The sequence below is a fragment of the Exiguobacterium sp. R-39 genome, assembly GCF_049942815.1.
Lineage (GTDB): Bacteria > Bacillota > Bacilli > Exiguobacteriales > Exiguobacteriaceae > Exiguobacterium_A.
The window spans coordinates 2857496-2879468 of the sequence record NZ_CP187965.1 but is presented as its reverse complement, the minus strand read 5'-3'; the positions used below and the strand labels follow the sequence as shown (position 1 = coordinate 2879468).

Below are 21973 nucleotides of genomic sequence, written 5' to 3'. Positions count from 1 at the left end.
TCATTTCAGGTGTTCAATGGAAGGTGATGTAAAAACAACTTCCGCCACCGGGACGAGCTTCACTGCCAACGGACAGATGATGATGTTCCGCCAGTGCAGCAGCAATCGACAGACCAAGACCGCTGCCGGACCGGTCACGGGCTTCATCGAGCCGGTAAAACCGATCGAACAGACGCTTGCGCTGCTCCGCAGATAATGAGGTTCCACGGTCAAGCACTTCGAGCCGGTCCGGTCGAAGACGGATTTCCGGATCTTTGGCATATTTGATCGCATTATCGATGAAAATCGTCAAAATTCGGACAAGTGCTTCATGATTCGCTGTGACGGTTCCGATGGCATCGACTGGAATAGCAGTGTCATAGGCATGGTGCATCCGGTCCGCGACTTCTGTCCCGAGCTGCTTCAAGTCAACCGTCTCCGTCGTCGTTTCACCATAGCCGAGGCGGGATAATTCGAGCATCGGTTCAATCAGTCCACTCCGCATCGTGTGCGTTTCGTTCAGAATGTTACTGATGGATTCTTCGAGGACATCAGGATTTGTCTTGCCCCAGCGCTTCAGAAGTTTCGCATACCCTTCGATGACGGTCAGCGGCGTCTTCATCTCATGCGAGACATCCGCGACGAACTGCCGTTGCTGTTCCATTGTTTGATCGACACGTCCGATCATCCGGTTAAAGACTTTTCCGAGCTGTCCGATTTCATCATTTTGCTGTTCCGGAACAGTCTCAAGTGTACCGGAGTCGGAAATCCGTTCCATCGTCTGACCGAGTTGACGAAGTGGACGCAACGTTTGATAGGCGATGAAAAAACTGCTGAGAAAAGCGATGATGACGGCGACGATCAGGACGATCGAGAAGGCGAAAAACAGCGTCGAGACCGTATCGTCCACCGTGTCGTCTTCAAACAGATACGCCTGATCTTGATGGACGACGCCAAACCAGTTACCGGATTTGAACGGTTCGTCGCGGTTTGTCGGAATGCCGGGAAGATCGCGTGCCCGGACATCGCCGTTGACCGTCGCGGAATCGTCATCCTCTTCATCGTTTGCAATCACCCAACGTCCGTCGTTACGGGACAGGACGACGGAATCTTCATGAAGTGTCAATAATGCCCGGGTCGTCGAATCATCTTCCATCAGCTCCTCGGCCTGCTCGAGTTGTGTGAAACGGGATTCGATTAAATGGTCACGGACGACATACGTGACGACTAAAAAAGACAACAGCAATAAAAGGGTCGTGAACAACGTCACCGATAACGCAAGTTTGGTTCGTAACTTCATCCTTTCTCCTCCCTTAAAACATAGCCAATGCCACGAACGGTCTGAATGAGGGGAGACTGGCTGCGGTCCATTTTTTTGCGTAAATACCTGATGTAGACATCGACGATATTCGTTTCCCCGAAATAATCATAACCCCAGACCCGGTTAAGGATTTGCTCACGGGTCAAGACGTGTTCCTTGTTTTCCATCAGATAAGACAACAAATCAAATTCACGTGGTGTCAAATCAAGCGGAACATCGCTTCGAAACGCTTCATGCCGGTCCAAATCGAGTAAGACATCGGCGTAATGCAGCTGATTGGTTTCGACCGCTGTACGTATCGTCAAACGGAGTAACCCGCGGATCCGTGCCAACAGTTCCTCGATTTCAAACGGTTTCGTCACATAATCATTGGCACCGAGATCAAGACCGGCAACCTTATCATACACTTCGCCTCGTGCCGTCAACAGGATGACGGGAACCGGATTATTTTTTCCGCGAAGCCGCCGAAGCACCTCGAAGCCGCTGAGCTCCGGCATCATCACGTCAAGTAAGACGAGATCGATGTCGTTCTCAGCAGCTGCTAAGCCATCTTTACCGTTGAAGGCGACCTGCGTCGCGTATCCGGCGTGGTTTAATTCCAGTTCAAGTAGGCGGGCGATTTTTGAATCGTCCTCGACGATTAAGATGGTCGGTGCCATAGACTTCCTCCTTACGACTGTTCGTCGATTTCTGTCACTTGCTTAGATCCGTTCAACTCCAGTTCGACTTGTGAACCAACCTGTACATCATTATCCTGTTCCATGTTTTGCGCACGTTCAAACGTCACGTTTTTACCGTTTTGTTCAATGACGACTTGTGTGTCCGTCACACGGATTAATGCACCACGGATGTCTTGATCTTCCGCATCTTCACGGTCGAGCTCCCGGACGAGACCGGCTGCTGTCAGTTCAAGTTTGACGGTATCACCGGCTTGCGCTTTGTCGATCTCTGCGCGCTCGCTGAAGCGGTACGCTTGATCCGAACCATTTTGAGTCAAGACGATTTGTTCATTGGACAACTCTTTGACGACACCGGTGACTTCATTGCGGTCATCGTCGGATGAATCGTCATTGCGATCATCCCGGTCGTCATTTCGATCATCTTCCCGTTCAAGTTCCCGGACAAGACTGTCCTGATTGAGTTCAAGTTTAATCCAATCACCGGGCGTAGCTTGTTCGATTTCAGCAGATGAGGCAAACGAATACGATTGATCCGAACCATTTTGTGTCAGTGTCACCGATGTGTCGGATACTTCTTTTAACGTTCCTTCTATTTCTTGATCATCATCCCGGAATGAGCTTGGAAGCGACTGTTTGACGTTACTTGATACTTTTGTTGAAGCCGCTTCGACTTTTTGTTCCACTTGTTCTGAAGTTGTGACCGTTGAATTGACGAGAGAATGTCCCGGACCGGTGAAAAGTAAGAAGGCGCCGGCCCCCGTCAAAACGGTTCCTGTGATGGCGATTGAAGCAAGACCGCGTTTTACAAAATTCTTTTTTGGCTTATCCGTACGTTTTTCGTTTGTCATGATGATTTCCTCCTCAGTAGTGGTAGCTGCTTTTCTTATTCTTAGAATAGCGCCCGCAAGTGAGAGGAGACTGAGGATTAGATTAAAATTTGATGAGAAATCAAATCGATTTGATGAAACGGGCAGGATTCCCGCCGACGACAGTGTTTGGGGCGACATCTTTGACGACGACACTTCCGGCCGCGATGACGGCATTGTCCCCGATCGTTACGCCCGGCGTGATGACGGCACGTCCGCCGATCCAGACGTTGTCGCCGATGACAACCGGTTTCCCGAATTCATAACCGCTGTTGCGTTTGACGGGATCTAAAGGATGCGTCGCTGTATAAATGTGGACGCCCGGAGCGAGCATACAGTTGTCGCCGATTGTAATCGGACAAATGTCGAGCAGAACACAATCGTAATTGGCATAAAACCGCGCGCCGAATGTAATGTTGTAGCCGTAATCACATTTAAAAGATGGTTCGATGTAAAAATCGGTCTGCTCGATTTGGAACAGTTCCTGCAGGAGCGACTTTCGGGCAGGTAACTCGTTGATGCTGAGTTGGCTAAATTGATGGCAAAGCATCTGGGCCCGTTTCCGGTCAGCGACCAGTTCCGCGTCACCGGCTAAATACAATTGACCTTGAATCATTTTTTCTTTTTCCGTCACATCAATCATCTCCTATCCTATGTATATCTTCATTAGACTAAACCAGGCAGGGAGAAGCAACTCATAACAAAAAAAACAGCCTTGATGTCGCCATCAAAGCTGCCGGGTTGAAAAAATTGAATTAAGCGAGTTCGATTCCGCCTGTGACACCATAAATTTGCGCCGTCACATAACTGGCATCATCCGAAGCGAGGAAGACATAGACGCTCGACAGTTCGACCGGTTGGCCGCTCCGTTTAAGCGGTGTTTCCTGTCCGAATTCCGGAATGTTTTCGCTTGGTTGACCACCTGAGATTTGCAATGGTGTCCAGATTGGACCCGGTGCGACCGAGTTGACGCGGATGCCTTTTGGCGCGACTTGTTTCGCAAGTCCGCGCGTGAAGCCGTTGATGGCAAATTTTGTTGACGCGTAATCGAGTAAGTTCGCACTTGGGTTGTAGCCTTGAACCGAAGTCGTCGTAATGATGGAAGCCCCTTCTTTTAATAACGGAAGGGCAGCTTTAACGACCCAAAACAGTGAAAAGACGTTGATTTCATATGTTTTGCGGAGCTGTTCCGTCGACAGGTCCATGATGTCCTCGACAGCTTGTTGTTTACCGGCGACGAGTGCCAAAATATCAATTCCGCCAAGAGATTCGTGTGCTTCTTTGACGAGTTGTTGACAGAATGTTTCGTCACTGAGGTCACCGGCAAGTAAGTATGCCTTTTGACCGGCTGCTTCGACGAGTGCTTTGACTTCTTCCGCGTCTTGCTGTTCTTCCGGAAGATAATTGAGGAACACATCGGCACCTTCACGGGCATAAGCAATGGCAGCGGCACGGCCGATTCCGGAATCGCCTCCTGTGATTAAGGCTTTTTTCCCTTTTAATTTACCGGATCCTTTGTAGCTTTCTTCACCACAATCGGGAACGGGTTCCATTTTTGCCTGGACAGCCGGCGCCTCCTGATATTGTTTCGGGAAGTCATCATTGAAATATTGTGTAAGTGGATTGTTAGACTGTGACATGAATTGATTCCTCCTGTGATAGTGGTTTCGTTTGCATAAGAAGTATGTTCCCTGTCACTTCACGTCTAAACGTCAATTGGTTAACCGAGTGAAGTTTTTCTCAGTTGTGGAAGGAGACTGGGCAAAGCAGCCGCAACAGATTATCGGAATCGACCGGATGAACAATAAAAAAATCGGAATCCACAGGTGTGGACTCCGATTTGAAAAGAGAGGGGGAAGGCAATGCATTAAACGCGTTCCGATGTCAGCTCATTCATGCCTTGTAAAGCTGCTTGGTTCAGTAAGTTCCACGGTTTGTTGTAATGGGGCTGGAAGAAGAAGTCGACGAAAGCCAATTCTTCGAGCGTCATGTCGTTTTGAATGGCTACCGATAACGTGTTCATGGCTTGTGTCAAATCAACTTTTGAGATGATCTGCGCCCCGACAAGGCGGTGAGTCGTTGTTTCATAGACGAGTTTCAATTGGACATTTTCAGCTGTCGGCATGAACTCAGGACGGTAGGCATCCTGAACCGTCGTACTCGCTACTTCCAAACCGAAGAATGGAGCGGCATCTTCCGTCAGACCGGTCGAAGCAATGTTCAAGTCATACAAGCGGAGACCGGATGTACCTTGCGTCCCCTGGTAACGGATTGTCGGAGCAAGCAGGTTTTTCCCGACAAGTGTCCCCATACGGACGGCATTCGTTGCGAGTGGAATATATGCATGTGTCCGGGCCGGATTGTAATAGACGGCACAGCTGTCACCGGCAGCAAAGATGTTCGGATTACTTGTCCGCATATAGTCGTCGACGATGATGGCACCGTTCGGTAACATGTCGATTTGTCCTTTTAACAATTCCGTGCTTGGTCGGAAACCAACACAGAGAATGACGAGATCCGTTTCAAACGTTCCTTTATCCGTGACGACTTGTGTGACGTTTCCATCAACACCGGTAAAGCTTTGAACAGTCTGGTTCAGTTCCAAACGAATGCCGCGATCCGTCAATTCGTTTTCGATGATGTCGGTGAATGAACGATCCAGGTATTTATTTAAAATCCGGTCGGCACTGTCGATGAACGTGACGTCTTTACCGTATGCTTCAAACGCTTCAACCAGTTCGGCACCGATATAACCGGCACCGACGACTGTGATTCGCTGGGCATCCGTCGCTTTTTTGATGATTGTTTGGGCATGGTGATAGTTTTTACAAAGCTCGATTTGATTGAGTTCAATACCCGGTAACATCGGAATGATCGGCCATGAACCCGTCGTCATGATCAATTTATCGTACGTATCATAAACGGTTTCACCCGTTACGAGGTTTTTGGCAACAATCGTTTGATTCGTGCTGTCGATTTCGAGAACATCATGTTTTAAGCGCATGTCTGCACCAAGCTCAGCCAGTTCATCCGGTGAAGAATAAAACAGCGACTCCGCATGCTCGACGACGCCACCGACGTGAAGCGCGATACCGCAAGAGAGGAAAGAGACGTTATCGTTTCGTTCATAAACGGTGATATCCAATTGCTCGTGCTGTGAAGTCAATTCTTTAACTGCTGCTGTTCCTGCGTGTGTACAACCGATGACTGCTACTTTCATGAGTAAAGTCCCCTTTTTGTTTTGTTTGTGATAAAAATCACATTCATTTGATATCCTTAGTGTATTACTTCACAAAGTGGTTTTCAAGTTCTTTGTTCAATATTGAGCAAAGATTTGTCTAAAATGTGAATGAGTGAGCAAGTGAGTGTCGTCTATATCAGTTTTGTTAAAAACGTGTAAAACTGTTTCAGTTTCTGAAGTTCAGGTTATAATGAAAGGGACAACAAAACGAAAGGGTGGAAACCGATGGACACCGAGAGGACCGATCATCTATTCAGCTTACCTGATTTTTAGCAGCGCCAATCTTCATTGAACAGGAAGGTAATGGCTTGAAAAAAATCAGGGAGAGCGAAAATAGATGAATACCCAAACGGGACAATTACATCCTCTCCCATGGAAGATACGGGAGAGGACAACACATGAAACGAATTATTACCATCTTAGCCGGAACGCTGCTTATGGCGTTTGGCTACTACACCTTGAATGAACAATTTGGTTTGGCAGAAGGCGGATTTATCGGGTTATCATTGCTCGGACGCTACTTTTTTGACATCAATCCATCGATTTCGATGATTGTACTCGATATTCCATTTTTTATCGGAGCACTCTATTTTAAAGGCAAACGGTTTGTCGGGGAAGCGCTGATTTCAGCAAGCGCCTTGTCTCTGTTTTACGAAATGTGGTACCGACTGGATCTGTTTCATTTTCCGGAACAGGCCTGGCCGGCAACGCTGATTGCGGCCGTCGCAAGCGGTATCGTGACCGGATATGGTCTCGGACTCGTCTTGAAAAGCGGCGCGGCAACAGGAGGCGACGATTTATTGTCGATGGGTCTCAGTAAGCTGACCGGCTTATCGATCGGGACGATTTTATTTAGTCTTGATGCCGTCGTCCTTGTCATCTCACTCGTCTATCTGCCGTTGAGCTTAACGTTATATACGTTGCTTGCCGTCGCGATTGCGGGGCGTGTTGTTTCAGTGATGACGCGTGAACCGGTTGAGGTAGCAATTCCGGTAACAGAGTTGAAATGAACCGAATCAAACCTTCCTGACATCAGGAGGGTTTTTGTTTTAGGATAATAAGAGAAGAAGAAAGGAGCAAAATCAAATGATCAGACAAGCGACTGCGAATGACGCGGATCAAATCGCGCCGTTGATTGAACAGGCGATTCATGAAATTGCCGAGACGCTGACCGGAACGCAGGAGAAGGAATTAATTTTGGAGCGGCTCGCGCTGTTTGTTACGCAAACCGGAAACCGGTTGAGTCACGAGAATATCCTTGTCAAAGAACTCGACGGACGTGTCGTCGGCATCGTCATCACGTATGCCGGATTTGATGCAGCGCGGTTGGATGAACCGATTAAGCGTCAGCTCCGCGAGTGGACAGGACAGGACGTGCAAATTGATCAGGAGACGGAAGGTGATGTCTTTTATCTCGATACGTTATCCGTTGATGCAGCATACGGTGGAAAGGGAATCGGGTCTGAACTATTGCAGGCAGCGGCGGACGAAGGCCAACGGCGTGGATTACGGGCCTTTACGTTAAATGCGGATCAGACAAATGCGGGGGCGCAACGATTGTATCGACGTCTTGGATTCGTACCGGTCAAGACGATTGAAATCAGTGGTGGACAATTTGACTATATGGAACGACCGTATTCAACTTGAATGACGAGGGAAGTGCTTCGAATTCGTTTTAAGATTCGTTGATACGCAGACAAGACTTCGCTTTCCGCTTTTCCCGCAGGAGACTTCGTGTTGTCTGCTTCTCCATGACGTTTTGTTAAGCTGTTAAGATCGATACAATAAGAATCTGGATTCAAAAAATCACTCGCTTCACGCGACTCCTACAGGAAAACGCGTGAAGCGAGTGATTTTTTTACGTTAAGCTTAATTAGGTGGCGATGATTTGTGATTCGTTGGAGTCGACTGGATCCATCACTTTAAAAAACGTTGTAACAGAACGGATTCGACAGGCGTAATCTGCTCTTCCAAACGAGAAGCTGCACACAACCGTAAACAACCCTTAAATCCGGTGACTTTTCTGATGCGCTTAAAGTAACAGATACGGTACAAATGACTGAGGATGAAGCGGGAAATACGTTCTGCCGGGTTTCGTAAAGACATTCGTCCTCCGTAGCGAATCAATAAAAAAGTACGGGCGACGTCCATCAGTGGATTGCCGATAGAGGCATCCATCCAATCGATAACGTACAGTTCTTCTTTTACGAGTAATAGATTATATGGATGAAAATCGCCATGACACAAAGCAGTGCCTCCTACTAGCCCATCATGATCAGGATACCGTTCCTGTAAAAGCGGTAAGCCGGCAATGGATAATGCATGAAGAAGTTTTTGTGATATGACCATTTTTGTCATGTAACGCCAAATCCTAAACGGATGACATTGCATCAGGTCACCGAGCGGTTCCCCTGACAGATACTCCATGCGAATGGATCGATTGACACAGTCATAGACTTGAGGGGTCATCGGAAAATTATGACGAATCCGTTGATGATTTTGAAATTCCTGTTGAATGGCAGCGAATGGAATAGAATCGTGAAACTGTTTTCGAACAATCGTCTCGCTTTCTTTCTGGATCATCGCCGTATTTCCGCTTCCAATAATACTCATCCAAATTCGCTCCTTAACGTAAAATTAACCGATACAACCGTGCATCCGCATCTTCCGGCTCAAACCGCCGATCACTCGTGAAATGGAAAACTTCCGTTGCTTCAAGCGGCACATCCGCTGCCCTTAACCGTTCCAGCAATCGACCGGTCAGGTAGACTTCCTGTGATTTCGGCTCTGCCCGCCATTTACTTACAGATCCAATCGGAACGATGGTGGCAGGCGGTCGTTTCATCAAAAACTGCCGGTCCTCTTCGTCGGTGAAGACGGTTGCTGACGCCGGTAACTCGGTGATCGCTTCCGCGAGCTGAAGCGTTGCCGGCTGAGCAGTCGCCTGTTCATACAAGGCAATGCTGCCGATTACCAACTGGATGCATAAAAACGGAACGAGCCACTGGATCGATAAGTGCCGTACGAACAGGATGACGAGAAGCAGGACAAGCGGTAAGACATGCCGCGGCTTGTCGATATTTTGCGCGAACCAGACCCAAAGAAAATAACCGATCCCGGTTACAGACCACCAAAGTGAAAGCGGACGGATCCGTTGAGCGCATAAGAATAAAACAGACGCAAGACCGAGCCAGGTCGCCAATCCGAATCCATGCCAGATCATTTGTTTTAGTGTTAATCCAAGTCGTTCGAGCAGCGAGGCTTGATCCGTTTGTGCCGTCCCTCCCCAGTCCGAAAAGTGTCCTGTCACGAAACTGAGCGACAATTGGGCAAAGGAGGCTGGTCCGCCGACAGAGAAGGCAACCGGCAACAACCAGGCGAGTTGAGCAAGCAGGAGAACGGCGGTTTCCGATACAAATTGCCATGCATCACGACGTGACTGCCACAGTAAAAACAAGAGGATGATGCCGAACGGCGCATATGACAGCCGGGTCGCCATTAACAGTCCGAACAGGAGGTACGGCAAAAGGCGGAAACGGTTCTGCCGGGCCTGTTCAACACTCCACATGAACCAACAGAGTACACCGAGTGCGAGACCGTCCGACATACCGGTTGCAGACAACGTGACAAGCGAAGCAATCGAGACGACTTTAAACGCGCTGAGCAACCGAACGGTGTCGAGGGAACAGCGTTTGAATAAAAGATACAACGGGATGACACCACTTGCGAGACCGAATGTCGAAATCATACCAAGTGCACGGACCGGATCGACACCAAGCCGCGCGAGACCGGTCGCGAGCAGGATGAAAAACGGGTATCCGGGGAAGTGCGGTTGCAGATTGGCCAGATCGTATTGACCGACAGCCAGTGTGAAATTCGCAATGTCGTAGCTTGCCACAAACGGACTGACGAATGCCAGACGGATGCCGGTGAACCCGAACAATAACAGACAAGCGATGAAAAAAAGCGATCGTCCACGTCGATGTGGATGACCGCTCCGAACCGTCATGAGACCTCCTGCAGTTTCTTAGCGGTTTTTGACGTCCGATTTTGACGTGTTAACATAAAACCGGCAAAGGCGAAGTATCCCCACCACGCGATGACCTGCTCGATGGATGGGTTGTGGCTGTAGCCGAACATCGCACCCATGAACGTGCCGATTTGTCCGCTGATCAAAGTCGTATTGCCCGTGTCCCGCAAATACTGGACTTGATCGATGTAGTGTTCCGGCATGAAAGCGACGATATTGTAAAGCGCAGCCGGTGTTCCGTCCGCATTCGTCAACAGACTGCCGAGCAAGCCGAGATCCTGGAACCGGCCAATCGTTTGCACAAGCATGCCCGCTGCAATGAATAAAATCAAGACGCCGGTCACTTGGAAAAAGCGCTTGACGGGAATCTTCATCGTCCCGGAAACGAACAGGTAACCGAAAATCAAGGCGAGCAGGAGACCGGAGACGGCACCGTAGCTCGTCAGGACTTTTTCGATTTCACCGCCGGAAATCGCGGCGAAGAAGAAGACCGTTTCGATCCCTTCCCGGACGATGACGAGGAACGAATGGACGATCATCGTAATCGCACTGCCGGTCGAGACGGCAGCCGCGACTTTCGCCTGTGAAGCCTGCTGGTTCTCTTTCGCCTCCTTGCCCATCCAAACGACCATGTGCGTCAAGAGGAAAACCGAGATGATCATGATTCCAAGACGTAAATACGTATCGCTGCCGAAGCTTGCGAAACTCGTAAAGACGACCTGGAACAGGAAGGCGACACCCAGACTCGCGAGTAAGGCAAGTCCAACACCGGCGTAGACCCATTTTTTATATTGTGGTGCATTGAGCCGATCGAGATAACCGAGAATCAAGCCGACGATCAGGACGGCTTCGAGACATTCGCGAAGGGTGATTAAAAACGCCTGAAAATCCATGTGTCTTCCTCCTTATTGAGCGCGTCGTTTCTTACGCTGACCGATGATGACGATGACGATTAAGATGATGACGAGACTGATGGCGACCGTTTTCCAAATATCGTCCGTTCCGAAAGACTGACCGAAAATCGAGTCTTCTTCATCGAAGACACCGGTTTTTTCCTCACCCGGCAAAATGAATAACGGTGTGACCGTCTCTTCAATCTGTTTGATGTTTTGGTCAAACGCTTTGCGGTCACTTGCTTTTTTACCGACTCCGAACAATCCGGGGTTTCCAAGAGCAGCAAGCGAATCATCAAATGCAGTATACAAGGAATCACTTGTCTTTGCACCCTCGCTTTCCTTAACATAAGGGGCGAGGACGTCATATGTGCCGCGTGCCTTCGCGAGCAACAATTTCGCTTGGCCAAAGTCATCGAATTGTTCCTGTGCGAAATGCAGACGGCGTTCGATATTTTGACGTAAAGCGACGCGATACGCCTGTTTGGCTGCTGCTGCATCTTGGTCTGCCAAAGCGGAATCAATTTTTTCCTTCGCTTCCGGGAAGTAGAGCGTGAATTCTTTATCGTAAGCGTCAATCGTCTCCCGCGCTAATGTGTAATCTTTTTGGTCGAGTTGTTCTTCAAACTGTTTATAGGCTTCCGCGAACGCCTCTTTTCCCGGATCCCCGTAGCTGTAGGCAGATGCCGACAGCGGCGCGGTCAACAGGATTAAGAAGGCAATCATGGTCAATACAAGCGGTTTTTTCATCCAAGATGCTCCTTTCGTTCAAAACGTTCTTCAGCGGATAAGCGGACGACGGGGCGACGCCATTCCCGATAAATCGCAGGTAAGACACGCTGGACATAATTCAAACGGATAAAGGACTTACCGGCTTCGCGCACACGGTAACGAATCGGAACTTCGTGCAACCGGAAGCCTTTCCGGACAAGGTTCAGTGTCAGGACTTGAGCGTAGTTGTAGTCGTGGATGATTTCTGCATGGTTACACGCTGCACGGGAAAAGGCCCGCATCCCGCTTTGTCCGTCATAAATCCGCTGTTTCAGCAACAGACACTGTAACCAGGTGAAAACATGATTTCCAATATAGCGGTACAGGCGCATCCCGTCAACGGTCCCTAAGAAACGGGAACCGAACACATAGTCCGCTTTACCCGCGAGGATCGGTCGGACGACATCCGGAATCTGGTCAGCCGGATATTCATTGTCCGCATCGATCATGACCGCGACGCTTGCCCCATGCTCGTAAGACCGGAGCAGTCCTTCGCGGACAGCCGCACCGAGTCCCTGGTTGTCGAAAAAGCGATAGACGTGTGCGCCGTGGCGCCGTGCAATGTCCGAGGTCGCATCCGTCGAACCGTCATCAATGACGATGGTCTCGACGGGAAGCCCGTCAATTTCAGCCGGAATGCGTTTTAAGACAAGCGGCAAGGAGACTTCTTCGTTATGGGCCGGAAGAAAGACGACGATTTTTTTCATGAGGATTCCTCCTTAAAGGCTTCCGTCAGTAAGACACCGCGGCTGTCGTGCGGGATAGCAGCACCAAGCAACTTCGTAATCGTTGGTCCAAGTGACAGGATATGCCGGTGTGTATCAACTTTCAGACCGGCATGGACGTGTTTGCCGTACATCCAGAACGGAACAAACCGTTCTCCTTCATCGAGATGACCGTGACCGCCGATTCCGTCGGCTTGTCCGTGATCCGCCATGACAATCAGTGTTGCATCGTCGAGCTTACCAAGCCGGTCCAAATCGTCACAAAACTCAGCCAACAAGGCATCCGCCTCTTCGATTTTTTGGACATATTCGGAATAAAGGGTGCCGCGGCTGTGACCGGTCTGATCGGTTCCGATCAATTGAATCGCCAGTAAATCCGGATCTTCGTCCCGGACGATCTGTTTGGCGCGGTCGATGATGTTCCGGTCGGCGATATCGTTATGCATGACGGCTGTCACGGTATGCACGTCTTTAGAACCGAACGCATCGACGAGATGGGCGATACCGAGAATCTTACCGGTCTTGCCGACGTCACGCAGTCGATCGAAGACCGTGTCTGTTTTGACACCGGTCGTGTTCCAGACCATGTTCGAATGGATCCCGTGTTCTTCCGGTCGTGCGCCTGTGAACATCGAGCTGAAGCAGACGACGGTCCGGGCCGGATAGACCGTCTCCATGTTCGTATACTCCGTTCCTTCCTGGCGCAATCGCTCAAGGAAAGGAGTGTCTGCTGCCATATAACGATCTTTCCGCATGCCGTCGACAATCAGGACATAAACTTTCGACGAACCGGGAACCGGTGCATCGACGGTCGACTCCGTCGGTAATTTCGGTTTCCAATCAAACAGATAATGATGCAGGATCCAAACGAACAGGAACAGTCCGAGCGGAAACCAGAGATAAGACCAGTCAAGCGTCTGTTCGATTGAAGCCGTTTGCCAATAGGCAAGCAACAATCCGACTTTCGGCAGTTGTTCCTGGGCGTTTCCGCTTGTTGAGTCACTGTTCTTTAGAACGAGCTTCCAAAACCGGGTGAAATTCAACCAGTCGGTCCCGATCCGGAGATGATAATAAATCGTTCCCCAGAAAAAGACGGTAAAGAAGAAGTAGAGACCGGCGCCGTACGCGAATAGCGGGAGCAGACGGGAATCCGTTCCTTCTATAAATAGCCAGACAATCAAAGGCAGCCAAAGATAGTTCCGTAAAAATAACGGGAAATCAAACTTCCAATATAAAACGAGCAGCGGCAGTGTCACGAGGAAACCGAAGCCGGCACCGCTGAGTGAACCTTGAACTAAAAGCGTATAGCTCAGGAAAACACCCAGTGTAAAAATCGGTGTGAAGGGTTTACCTTCATTCAGTAAGTTCCACATCCGTGCGGCAACTTTTTCAAAGCGGGAAGCACTTTTCATGCAGGTCATCCTTTCGTGTTGTGCTTCTTGAACTGGGAAAACAGTAATTGAACCGTCTTAAAATGACGGATGAGTACATAAACCGGCGCTAAAAACGCAAACGCGTATTTAAAGAGATGGGTCATCAAGGCAAGCTCATACGGGTTCGGAACACCGGACAGGTGCAGGACGGTTCCCATGGCAAGTTCATACGTCCCGAGCCCGCCCGGTGTGAATTGGGCGATGCCGGACAGGACCCCGGCGCTCATCGCGACGAGAATGACGGGAAAAGGAACGGTCACTTCGGCGCCTTCGAAAAGACAAGCGACGGCAACGGCTTCAAAAACCCAAGCGAGCAGACCGTATCCGATTAATGCCGGCATCGCTTGGATGAATCTGCGAACGAGCAGTAAGAGGACGAGACCTCCTGTGAGTGCCAAGGCAGCGACCCAAACGGTTTGTCCTAATAATACCCCGGCCGCCACGAAAAGACCGAGTACGGATAGGTCGATCCCGCGTTGTGCGACCAAAATGGCGGTCGTCCGTTTGAGAGGACTGCCAATGGCACGGGCTGTCAACAAGCGGACCGCTTCCCCAAGCTTGACGGGGGACAGATGATTAACAGCCAGTCCGATATAGAGACTCGTCAGATAGACAGCTGTCGGAGCCGTTTTTTCATCGGCTGTCCGCCAGGCAATCGCCCGGACATAAAAAGCAAGTGCGTAGCTGAACGTTGCGGCCAGCGTCCAGTAAGAAGTCGTCAATGTTTTGATATAGCGCCAGGCAGTCGGCAGTTCCAAGCCGAATCGCAGAAGTAAAAAAAGAGCTGCCAACGTCAAGAAGACGCTCGCAACTCCACGGATCACCGACGTTCGAGATGCCATGTGATCATCCGTTCGATTCCATCAGCGAGCGTAAAGGAAGGAACGTAACCAAACGTCTGCCGGGCCGCCTCGGTATTACTCCAAGTCATTGAGACATCGCCTGGTCGGGCCGGTGCCGAAATGACAGGTACGTTAAACCGTTGGCCAAGTAACATGGCGATATCATGAACCGATTCCGGACGATTGGCACCGAGATTGAAGAGGCCTGTCGCGTTTGCTTCAAGCGCCTGTTCCATGCCCCGGGTAATGTCATCGATATAGGTGAAGTCACGGACCGGATCGCCGAAAACGGTAATCGCTTGACCGTCCAACGCTTGTTCAATGAAGCGGAACAATGCCATATCCGGTCGACCGGACGGACCATATACCGTGAAAAATCGGAAGATCGTCATGTTCAGGTCATACAGATTTTGATAGGTCCGGCAAAACGTTTCCGCACTGTACTTAGCTGCTGCGTAAGGACTCATCACATTTCCCGTCGCTTGATGTTCAAGCAAGGCGCCGGTCTGTTCACCGTAAACGGAAGAGGAGGAAGCAAAAAACACATGCGGAATACCGTGGGTCCGAGCTGTTTCGAGGACAGTCACCGTCATCGCGATGTCATCTTCGATGTAGCGATGGGGTTCAGTTAAAGAGCCCGGGACACCCGGCAATGCTGCCAAATGAAACAGGGCAGCAAACGAGTGGGAGGCACACCACGTTGCCAAATCTTCGTGGACGTTGCCGTCAAAGACGTCAATCCCGTTAGCCTGTAACTGCTTTGCCCGTGTCAGCTTCAATTCGACATCATAATAGTCGGTAAAAGCATCGATGACATAGACGGTGTGACCGCTTGCTTGAAGACGTAGTGCAAGCGCCGCCCCGATAAAGCCGGCTCCTCCTGTAATTCCGATTTGCATAGCGCATTCCTCCGATTTTAAACGATTAGTTGAGCGGCTCTAACGCGTCAGTGATTTGATCACCTGTTTCTTCTGCCTTCAGATCACCTTTTTCGACAAGAGCATACCAGGCACTCGCATCTGCCAAAACTGTTTGTGCTGTTTCTTTGCCTAAACGATTTTCGAGTGTCGGTTTCATGGCAATGACGAACATGTTAGCTTCCATCGCTTCGACGCGTGCTGTATCAATATCTTTTTTCTCGAGTGCTTCTTGTGTTTCTTCGTGGTAGCCGTCAATCTTTTCCGTTAGTGCTTTGGCGAACAAGCTCTCGATTTCTTTGAACTTAACGTCTGCCGGTTTTGTTTTTGAGAAATCATAGCGTTCTTTTAATGTAGCGACGGCTTCTTCATCGCCGCCGGCAAGTGATTCTTCGATGGCCAGCAGGAATCCGTATCCTTCAGCTTGTTCCATCTGCAATTCTTTTTCGTCTGTGCCGGCTTTGACACCGTCTTCGATTTTTTGAGCGTATCCGAGAGCGGCGAGATAGAACGACCGGTAAATCGATTTATCCGTCAATTGTTTCGCAACATTAAAATCGGCGATGTTTTTTGCCGTAATCGCTTCTTCCTGCGCTGTCAATCCGGAGTTGATGGCTTGAGCGATCGAGTCTTCGTTTTTAAAGCCGTAACTGGCATCCCGTTTTTCAGCCGTCGGAATGAAGACTGTCTCTGACATGTCTTGAATGTCGTTGAGTGCAGCTGTCGCTTCGTCCGTTTTTCCGGCCTTAACGGCTTCTTCCGCCGTTGCTTGTGTTGATTTTTGAAGTTTATAGAAATAAGACTGAATGCCTTTATCCACGAGTTGGCGGGCAATATTCTCATCAAGTTCTTTGGATTCGACACCTGCTAATGCGGAACTGATGACTTCATCAATTTCAGGAGCAGCTGTCGTGACGCCGCCTTTTAATTTTGAGTCATAGCTCGTCTGAACCATTTTCCAGTCAATCGCTTGATTTTCTTTTGCTTTGTCGAGCTCCGCTTTGATGGAACTGAAGATCGTCAGTTCATCTTTTAAGGTCGTAGCGGCGATACCGGCGTTTGTTTTCGTCTCAGATGTTTGCTCCGTTTTTTCTTTTTTAGGAGCCGTCGTCGTCTCTTCGCTGTTTCCACAGGCCGCAAGCAGTCCTGCAGTCATAAAGAGTGATGCTACTTTTAAGCTTTTTTTCATAATCTATTCCCCCAGAATAAGATGATTGTGTTAAAAATGATGTCGTTTTCATAAATCTAACTATAGCGAGAATAATTCTCATTGTCAATTGAACCTGAAAATGAAAAAAATGGCTCCCGAGTTGTCTCGAGAGCCATTTTTAAGCGATATTTTACTGAACTTGGTCATACAATTTCGTAAGATAAGCAAATACTTCGTCGGAAGCTTGGAACATCATGACAGAGTGTCCGAAGATTGCTGCCGGATTAAAGCCGTGATCGAGGTCAATCGTTGAAGCAATCGTGACATCACGGTCGCTGTCGAGGACAACACGGAAGTATTTGAATTCTTGGTTAAAGTCATTGATCGCATTTAAGATTGGGAGATCTTCGACACCGTCTGGCACGTGTGTGATTGTACGGGCGAATAACTCGACATCCGTCGCCGTTTTGCTGAAGACGATCATCATCATCGGTTCTGCGCCTGATGGTGTTTTTTCTTGCGTCATAAAGAAAACGTGAGTCTCGTTTTCACGTGCTTCCATCGGGATGCCTTTTTCGACTAAGAATGCTTGGAACTCTTCCAGATATTGTTGTTGCACAGCCGTTACCCCGTTTTCATTTGTTTCGGGCTGACTGTTTTGGTTGATCGGTGTGACTTTGTTATCGTTCGTGTCTTTCGAGTTACGATCCTGGTCCATTTTAAAATCCCCCTTATAAATACTGTAATCTCAGTTTCAAGCATTTTAGATGGAATTGCAACTAATGTCCGTTATCATCGAAGGAACAATTTTAATCTGAAGTTCCGACAAGTTTGTGAATCAACGAACAGATAACTTGAAAAGATATACCTGAATGGGTATATTGGTACACATAGAACATTGGAGATCATTGGAGGAGGAAACCGGAATGAAAACGATCATTGTAGGTGGAGTAGCTGGTGGAGCAACTGCGGCGGCGCGATTACGTCGATTGGACGAAACAGCAGAAATCATTCTTTTAGAACGTGGAAAAGAAATTTCTTTTGCAAACTGTGGACTTCCGTACTATATCGGAGACGTCATTAAAGACCGGAATAAATTGCTGGTTCAAACTCCGGAAGGGATGAACGCACGCTTCAATCTGGACGTCCGGAATTTATCGGAAGCGATTCGGATCAACCGCGAGCAAAAAACGGTGACGATTCGTAAAGTGGATACGGGAGAAGAATATGACGAAACGTACGATCAGTTGATTTTGTCACCCGGCGCAAAACCGATCCGTCCAGGCATTCCGGGGTTAGCGGAAGCAACAAATGTCTTTACGTTACGGAACATTCCGGATACCGATAAGATGCGTCAGTATGTCGACGAAGCGCGTCCGGCACATGCGACGGTCATCGGCGGCGGATTCATCGGTCTTGAAATGGCGGAAAACTTAGTCGAACGCGGAGCACGCTTGACGTTGATCGAGATGTCGGATCAAGTCATGGCACCGGTCGATCCGGAAATGGCAGCCATCGTTCATGAACACTTACGGGCGAAAGGCGTCGAGTTGATTTTAGCGGACGGTGTGTCACGCTTTGAAGAAGCGGGGAACCGTGTGGTCTTGACGAGCGGAAAAACGATTCAGACAGAAATGAACATCTTATCCATCGGGGTCATGCCGGAAAGCAACTTGGCTTCGGAAGCTGGACTGAAGCTCGGCATCAAACAAACGATTCAAGTCGATGAGACGTTGCGGACATCTGATCCTTCCATCTTTGCGATTGGTGATGCGATCGAAGTCAAAGACTATATTACGGGGGAACCGGTTCATGTCCCGCTGGCTTGGCCGGCAAACCGTCAAGGACGTCTCGTCGCCGACATCATTGCCGGACGAGATGTCCGTTACACGGGGACACTCGGAACAGCAGTCGCAAAAGTGTTTGATTTGACGGTTGCTGCAACCGGAAACAATGAAAAACGTCTCCGTCAGTCAGGACGCCGTTATGAAGCGATTCACCTGCACCCCGGTTCACATGCCGGCTATTATCCGGGAGCGAGTCCGATTTCGATGAAACTGTTATTTGATCCGGTGGACGGAACGATTCTCGGAGCACAGGCGATTGGGATGACAGGTGTCGAAAAACGAATCGACGTTTTGGCAACGGCGATTAAAGGTGGACTGACAGTACTTGATCTTCCGGATCTTGAATTGTCGTATGCGCCTCCTTATAGTTCAGCAAAAGATCCGGTCAATATGGCAGGTTACATTGCCTCGAATATCGTACTCGGAGACAGCGAAAACGTTCATTGGCATGAGATTGACCAAATTGTCGCGGACGGCGGATTATTGCTCGATGTTCGCGAACCTTCGGAAAATGAACTCGGTTCGATTCCGGGATCAGTCAACATCTCATTACCGACGTTACGTCAATCGCTTGACGAATTGCCGAAAAATCAGACGATTTACGTGACGTGCCAGGTCGGACTCCGTGGATATGTCGCGAGTCAATTGCTGAAACAGAACGGATTTACCGTCAAAAATTTGAGCGGCGGTTATAAGACGTGGGCGACGGTCAACCGTGACCGCGAAGCGAGAAGTCAAGTACAGGAGGAAACAGCTGTGACGACGATAAAAAGTGAGCCGAAACAAGTGGCGAAAGAACAGATTACGTTACTCGATACATGCGGTTTACAGTGCCCGGGACCGATTCTGGAGCTGAAAACGAAAATTGATCAATTACAGGACGGGGATCAAGTCTTTATTAAAGCATCCGATCCCGGTTTCCTGCCGGATGTTCAAGCGTGGGCAAAAAAATTGGGGCATACCGTCCACACGGCGGAAATGAATAAAGGCATCGTTGAAGTCCTCCTTGAAAAAGGGAATGCTACGAACCAACCGGTATCATCAGTCGCCACAACTGCCGATGATGCGACGATGGTCGTATTCAGCGGCGATCTTGATAAAGCACTTGCATCATTCGTCATTGCGCAAGGGGCACAGGCGATGGGGAAACAAGTGACGATGTTCTTTACGTTCTGGGGACTCAATGTCATCCGTAAACCGGATGCACCTGCCGTCGACAAGGCACCGATGGAACGGATGATGGGAATGATGATGCCGAAACATGCCGGTGATCTCCCACTTTCGAACATGAATATGGGTGGAGCCGGTCAAAAAATGATGAAAAAAGTCATGAAGGATAAACAGGTCGATGCTCTAGAGACGATGATGGCGAAGGCTCAAGCAGCCGGTGTCCGGATGATTGCCTGCACGATGTCGATGGATATCATGGGGATTAAAAAAGAAGAGTTACTCGACGATATCGATTACGGCGGTGTCGCAAGTTATCTTGGAGCGACAGATGGTTCGAACCTGAATCTGTTTATCTGAGGCAATTCAATTACCGAGGGACTGACCCAAACGTCAGTCTCTTTTTTTGTGTGAAATCTAACATTCGATGTGAGGTTTGAGTTGTGAAACTCAAATCATATGGGTTATCGGGTATTAAAATGAATTTGATTTTCTAAAATTATTTTCGTATCATAGAACACATGTGAAAAAAGGTTACATGATTGAGGCTTATATAAGGAGGAATACCTGTGGAAAAACAACTGATGGATTTAATCGGTAGTATTAATGACTTGTTATGGTCGAGTGTCTTGATCATCTTGTTGGTTGGTCTGGGAATTTATTTTACAATTCGAATGGGGTTCGTCCAGTTTCGGATGATTCCGGAAATGTTGCGGCTGTTGTTCCAAGGAACGGATAAAGGGAAAGATGGTGTGTCGCCGTTCCAAGCCTTCGCCATCAGTACAGCGGCACGGGTCGGGACCGGCAATATCGCCGGCGTCGCGACAGCCATTGCGCTCGGTGGACCGGGTGCTGTCTTTTGGATGTGGTTGATTGCCTTAATCGGTTCCGCTTCAGCATTCGTCGAGAGTACGCTCGCTCAGATTTATAAAGTACGTGACGAAAAAGCTTGGCGTGGCGGTCCTGCATATTACATGGAAAAAGCGCTCGGACAACGCTGGCTTGGCGTCGTTTTCAGTATCTTGATTACCATCTCGTTTGGATTCGTCTTCAACTCAGTCCAGTCCAATACGATTTCATTATCGCTTCAAAGTCAGTATGGGGTAGATAAAACGTGGATTACAGTTGGACTTGTCCTGTTAACGGCACTCGTAATCTTCGGCGGTGTCCGGAGTATTGCGACGGTGTCAGCCTTCCTCGTCCCGATTATGGCAGGCGGATACATCTTGATTGCTCTCTACATCATGGTGACGAACTTAGAGGTGTTACCGAACGTATTCGGTCTGATTTTCCAGGAAGGATTACTCGAATTCAAAACACTTGCCGGTGGAGCAATCGGAGCAGCGGTCTTAAACGGAATTCGTCGTGGTCTTTTCTCAAATGAAGCCGGTATGGGTTCAGCGCCGAATGCTGCTGCGACGGCAGAAGTGTCCCATCCTGTCAAACAAGGGTTGATTCAATCGTTTGCGGTTTTTGTGGATACACTGCTCGTCTGTTCTTCGACAGCAATGATTGTTCTAGTCAGTGGTGTTGCGACGCAGGATGCGAGTGGAGCACCGGTCGCCGGAATCGATTTGGCGCAAGGGGCACTCGCTTCTCAGGTCGGTCCATTGGCTACTGCATTTATGGCGCTTGCGATTTTCTTGTTTGCCTTCAGTTCGATTGTCGGAAATTATTATTACGGTGAATCGAATATCAGTTTCATCAATGACAATAAAAAAATCATGATGGTGTATCGTGTCATCGTCCTCGGCATGGTTGTGTTTGGTTCGCTCGTTCAAACGGCGGGACTTGTCTGGGCGCTCGCGGACATCTTCATGGGCTTGATGGCAATCGTTAACTTGTATGCAATTTTCCGCTTATCCAAAATTGCGAAGCTGGCACTCGATGATTATTTAGTACAACGTAAAAATGGTCAGGATCCCCGTTTCCATAAAGATTCGATTCCGAATCTTCCGGGGAAAGAAACGCTCGAGGCGTGGCAGGATGAAGACCGGAAAGAAAAAGCCATTTAATATGAGAAGGATCAGAGTCATCTGGTCCTTTTTTTATTGGTAGAGATTTTGATAATCGTCATTAAAGCGATGTGAAAATGGGAATACTAAAAAAAA

The 21973-nt window shown here is 48.9% G+C and carries 20 protein-coding genes; 4 read left to right on the top strand and 16 right to left on the bottom strand.

Features of this window, described 5'->3' with window-relative positions; all coding sequences use genetic code 11:
* Positions 1-13: 13 nt before the first annotated feature.
* From ACP26N_RS15045 to ACP26N_RS15020, 6 genes are all read right to left on the bottom strand, one after another.
* Positions 14-1279 (bottom strand): sensor histidine kinase, encoded by a 1266-nt coding sequence (locus ACP26N_RS15045; RefSeq protein ID WP_426354284.1) that lies wholly within the window; start codon positions 1277-1279, stop codon positions 14-16.
* A complete protein-coding gene (locus ACP26N_RS15040) occupies positions 1276-1959 on the bottom strand; it encodes a response regulator transcription factor (protein ID WP_131503470.1) in 684 nt (227 codons plus the stop codon). The genes ACP26N_RS15045 and ACP26N_RS15040 overlap by 4 nt, the downstream gene beginning before the upstream one ends.
* Positions 1960-1970: 11 nt before the next feature.
* Complete coding sequence (locus tag ACP26N_RS15035; RefSeq protein WP_214855348.1) at positions 1971-2828, bottom strand: hypothetical protein; 858 nt, start codon at positions 2826-2828, stop codon at positions 1971-1973.
* A gap of 100 nt (positions 2829-2928) precedes the next feature.
* Positions 2929-3480 carry a maltose acetyltransferase domain-containing protein gene (locus ACP26N_RS15030; RefSeq protein ID WP_426354283.1) on the bottom strand — a complete coding sequence of 184 codons (552 nt, stop codon included), beginning with the start codon at positions 3478-3480 and terminating at the stop codon, positions 2929-2931.
* Between the two features lie 121 nt (positions 3481-3601).
* Positions 3602-4486: an SDR family oxidoreductase gene (locus tag ACP26N_RS15025; protein ID WP_114596612.1), complete on the bottom strand. Its 885-nt coding sequence runs from the start codon at positions 4484-4486 to the stop codon at positions 3602-3604.
* A gap of 227 nt (positions 4487-4713) precedes the next feature.
* A complete protein-coding gene (locus tag ACP26N_RS15020) occupies positions 4714-6066 on the bottom strand; it encodes an FAD-dependent oxidoreductase (protein WP_131973480.1) in 1353 nt (450 codons plus the stop codon).
* Positions 6067-6485: 419 nt separating this feature from the next.
* Here ACP26N_RS15020 and ACP26N_RS15015 point away from each other — a divergent pair, with 419 nt between their 5' ends.
* Positions 6486-7097: a YitT family protein gene (locus ACP26N_RS15015; RefSeq protein ID WP_131973479.1), complete on the top strand. Its 612-nt coding sequence runs from the start codon at positions 6486-6488 to the stop codon at positions 7095-7097.
* 76 nt (positions 7098-7173) lie between these two features.
* Positions 7174-7734, top strand: coding sequence for a GNAT family N-acetyltransferase (locus tag ACP26N_RS15010; protein ID WP_131503465.1), 561 nt, complete (start codon positions 7174-7176; stop codon positions 7732-7734).
* A gap of 270 nt (positions 7735-8004) precedes the next feature.
* Here ACP26N_RS15010 and ACP26N_RS15005 read toward each other — a convergent pair whose 3' ends face one another.
* The 10 genes from ACP26N_RS15005 to ACP26N_RS14960 form a co-directional block, all read right to left on the bottom strand.
* Positions 8005-8700: a phosphotransferase family protein gene (locus ACP26N_RS15005; protein WP_214855352.1), complete on the bottom strand. Its 696-nt coding sequence runs from the start codon at positions 8698-8700 to the stop codon at positions 8005-8007.
* A gap of 13 nt (positions 8701-8713) precedes the next feature.
* Positions 8714-10096: a hypothetical protein gene (locus ACP26N_RS15000; protein ID WP_426354281.1), complete on the bottom strand. Its 1383-nt coding sequence runs from the start codon at positions 10094-10096 to the stop codon at positions 8714-8716.
* Positions 10093-11010 carry an FTR1 family iron permease gene (locus tag ACP26N_RS14995; RefSeq protein WP_426354280.1) on the bottom strand — a complete coding sequence of 306 codons (918 nt, stop codon included), beginning with the start codon at positions 11008-11010 and terminating at the stop codon, positions 10093-10095. The genes ACP26N_RS15000 and ACP26N_RS14995 overlap by 4 nt, the downstream gene beginning before the upstream one ends.
* Before the next feature lie 12 nt (positions 11011-11022).
* The gene (locus ACP26N_RS14990; RefSeq protein WP_131973476.1) at positions 11023-11760 is read right to left on the bottom strand and encodes a hypothetical protein; all 738 of its coding nucleotides are present in this window, start codon (positions 11758-11760) and stop codon (positions 11023-11025) included.
* A complete protein-coding gene (locus ACP26N_RS14985) occupies positions 11757-12488 on the bottom strand; it encodes a glycosyltransferase family 2 protein (protein WP_131503461.1) in 732 nt (243 codons plus the stop codon). The genes ACP26N_RS14990 and ACP26N_RS14985 overlap by 4 nt, the downstream gene beginning before the upstream one ends.
* On the bottom strand, positions 12485-13918 hold the full coding sequence (locus ACP26N_RS14980) for an alkaline phosphatase family protein (protein WP_426354279.1): 1434 nt from the start codon (positions 13916-13918) through the stop codon (positions 12485-12487). Before ACP26N_RS14980 ends, ACP26N_RS14985 begins: the two co-directional genes overlap by 4 nt.
* 5 nt (positions 13919-13923) lie before the next feature.
* Positions 13924-14781, bottom strand: a complete 858-nt coding sequence (locus ACP26N_RS14975) for a lysylphosphatidylglycerol synthase transmembrane domain-containing protein (RefSeq protein WP_214855360.1) — start codon at positions 14779-14781, stop codon at positions 13924-13926.
* Complete coding sequence (locus ACP26N_RS14970; RefSeq protein WP_188004861.1) at positions 14760-15680, bottom strand: NAD-dependent epimerase/dehydratase family protein; 921 nt, start codon at positions 15678-15680, stop codon at positions 14760-14762. The genes ACP26N_RS14975 and ACP26N_RS14970 overlap by 22 nt, the downstream gene beginning before the upstream one ends.
* Before the next feature lie 25 nt (positions 15681-15705).
* Positions 15706-16887 carry a hypothetical protein gene (locus ACP26N_RS14965; protein WP_131503457.1) on the bottom strand — a complete coding sequence of 394 codons (1182 nt, stop codon included), beginning with the start codon at positions 16885-16887 and terminating at the stop codon, positions 15706-15708.
* A 151-nt stretch (positions 16888-17038) separates the two neighbouring features.
* Positions 17039-17566, bottom strand: coding sequence for a YbjN domain-containing protein (locus ACP26N_RS14960; protein ID WP_012371690.1), 528 nt, complete (start codon positions 17564-17566; stop codon positions 17039-17041).
* A gap of 208 nt (positions 17567-17774) precedes the next feature.
* Here ACP26N_RS14960 and ACP26N_RS14955 point away from each other — a divergent pair, with 208 nt between their 5' ends.
* Both ACP26N_RS14955 and ACP26N_RS14950 read left to right on the top strand, forming a co-directional pair.
* Positions 17775-20222, top strand: a complete 2448-nt coding sequence (locus ACP26N_RS14955; protein ID WP_426354278.1) for a CoA-disulfide reductase — start codon at positions 17775-17777, stop codon at positions 20220-20222.
* Between the two features lie 209 nt (positions 20223-20431).
* On the top strand, positions 20432-21877 hold the full coding sequence (locus ACP26N_RS14950) for an alanine/glycine:cation symporter family protein (RefSeq protein ID WP_131503455.1): 1446 nt from the start codon (positions 20432-20434) through the stop codon (positions 21875-21877).
* Positions 21878-21973: the final 96 nt, after the last annotated feature.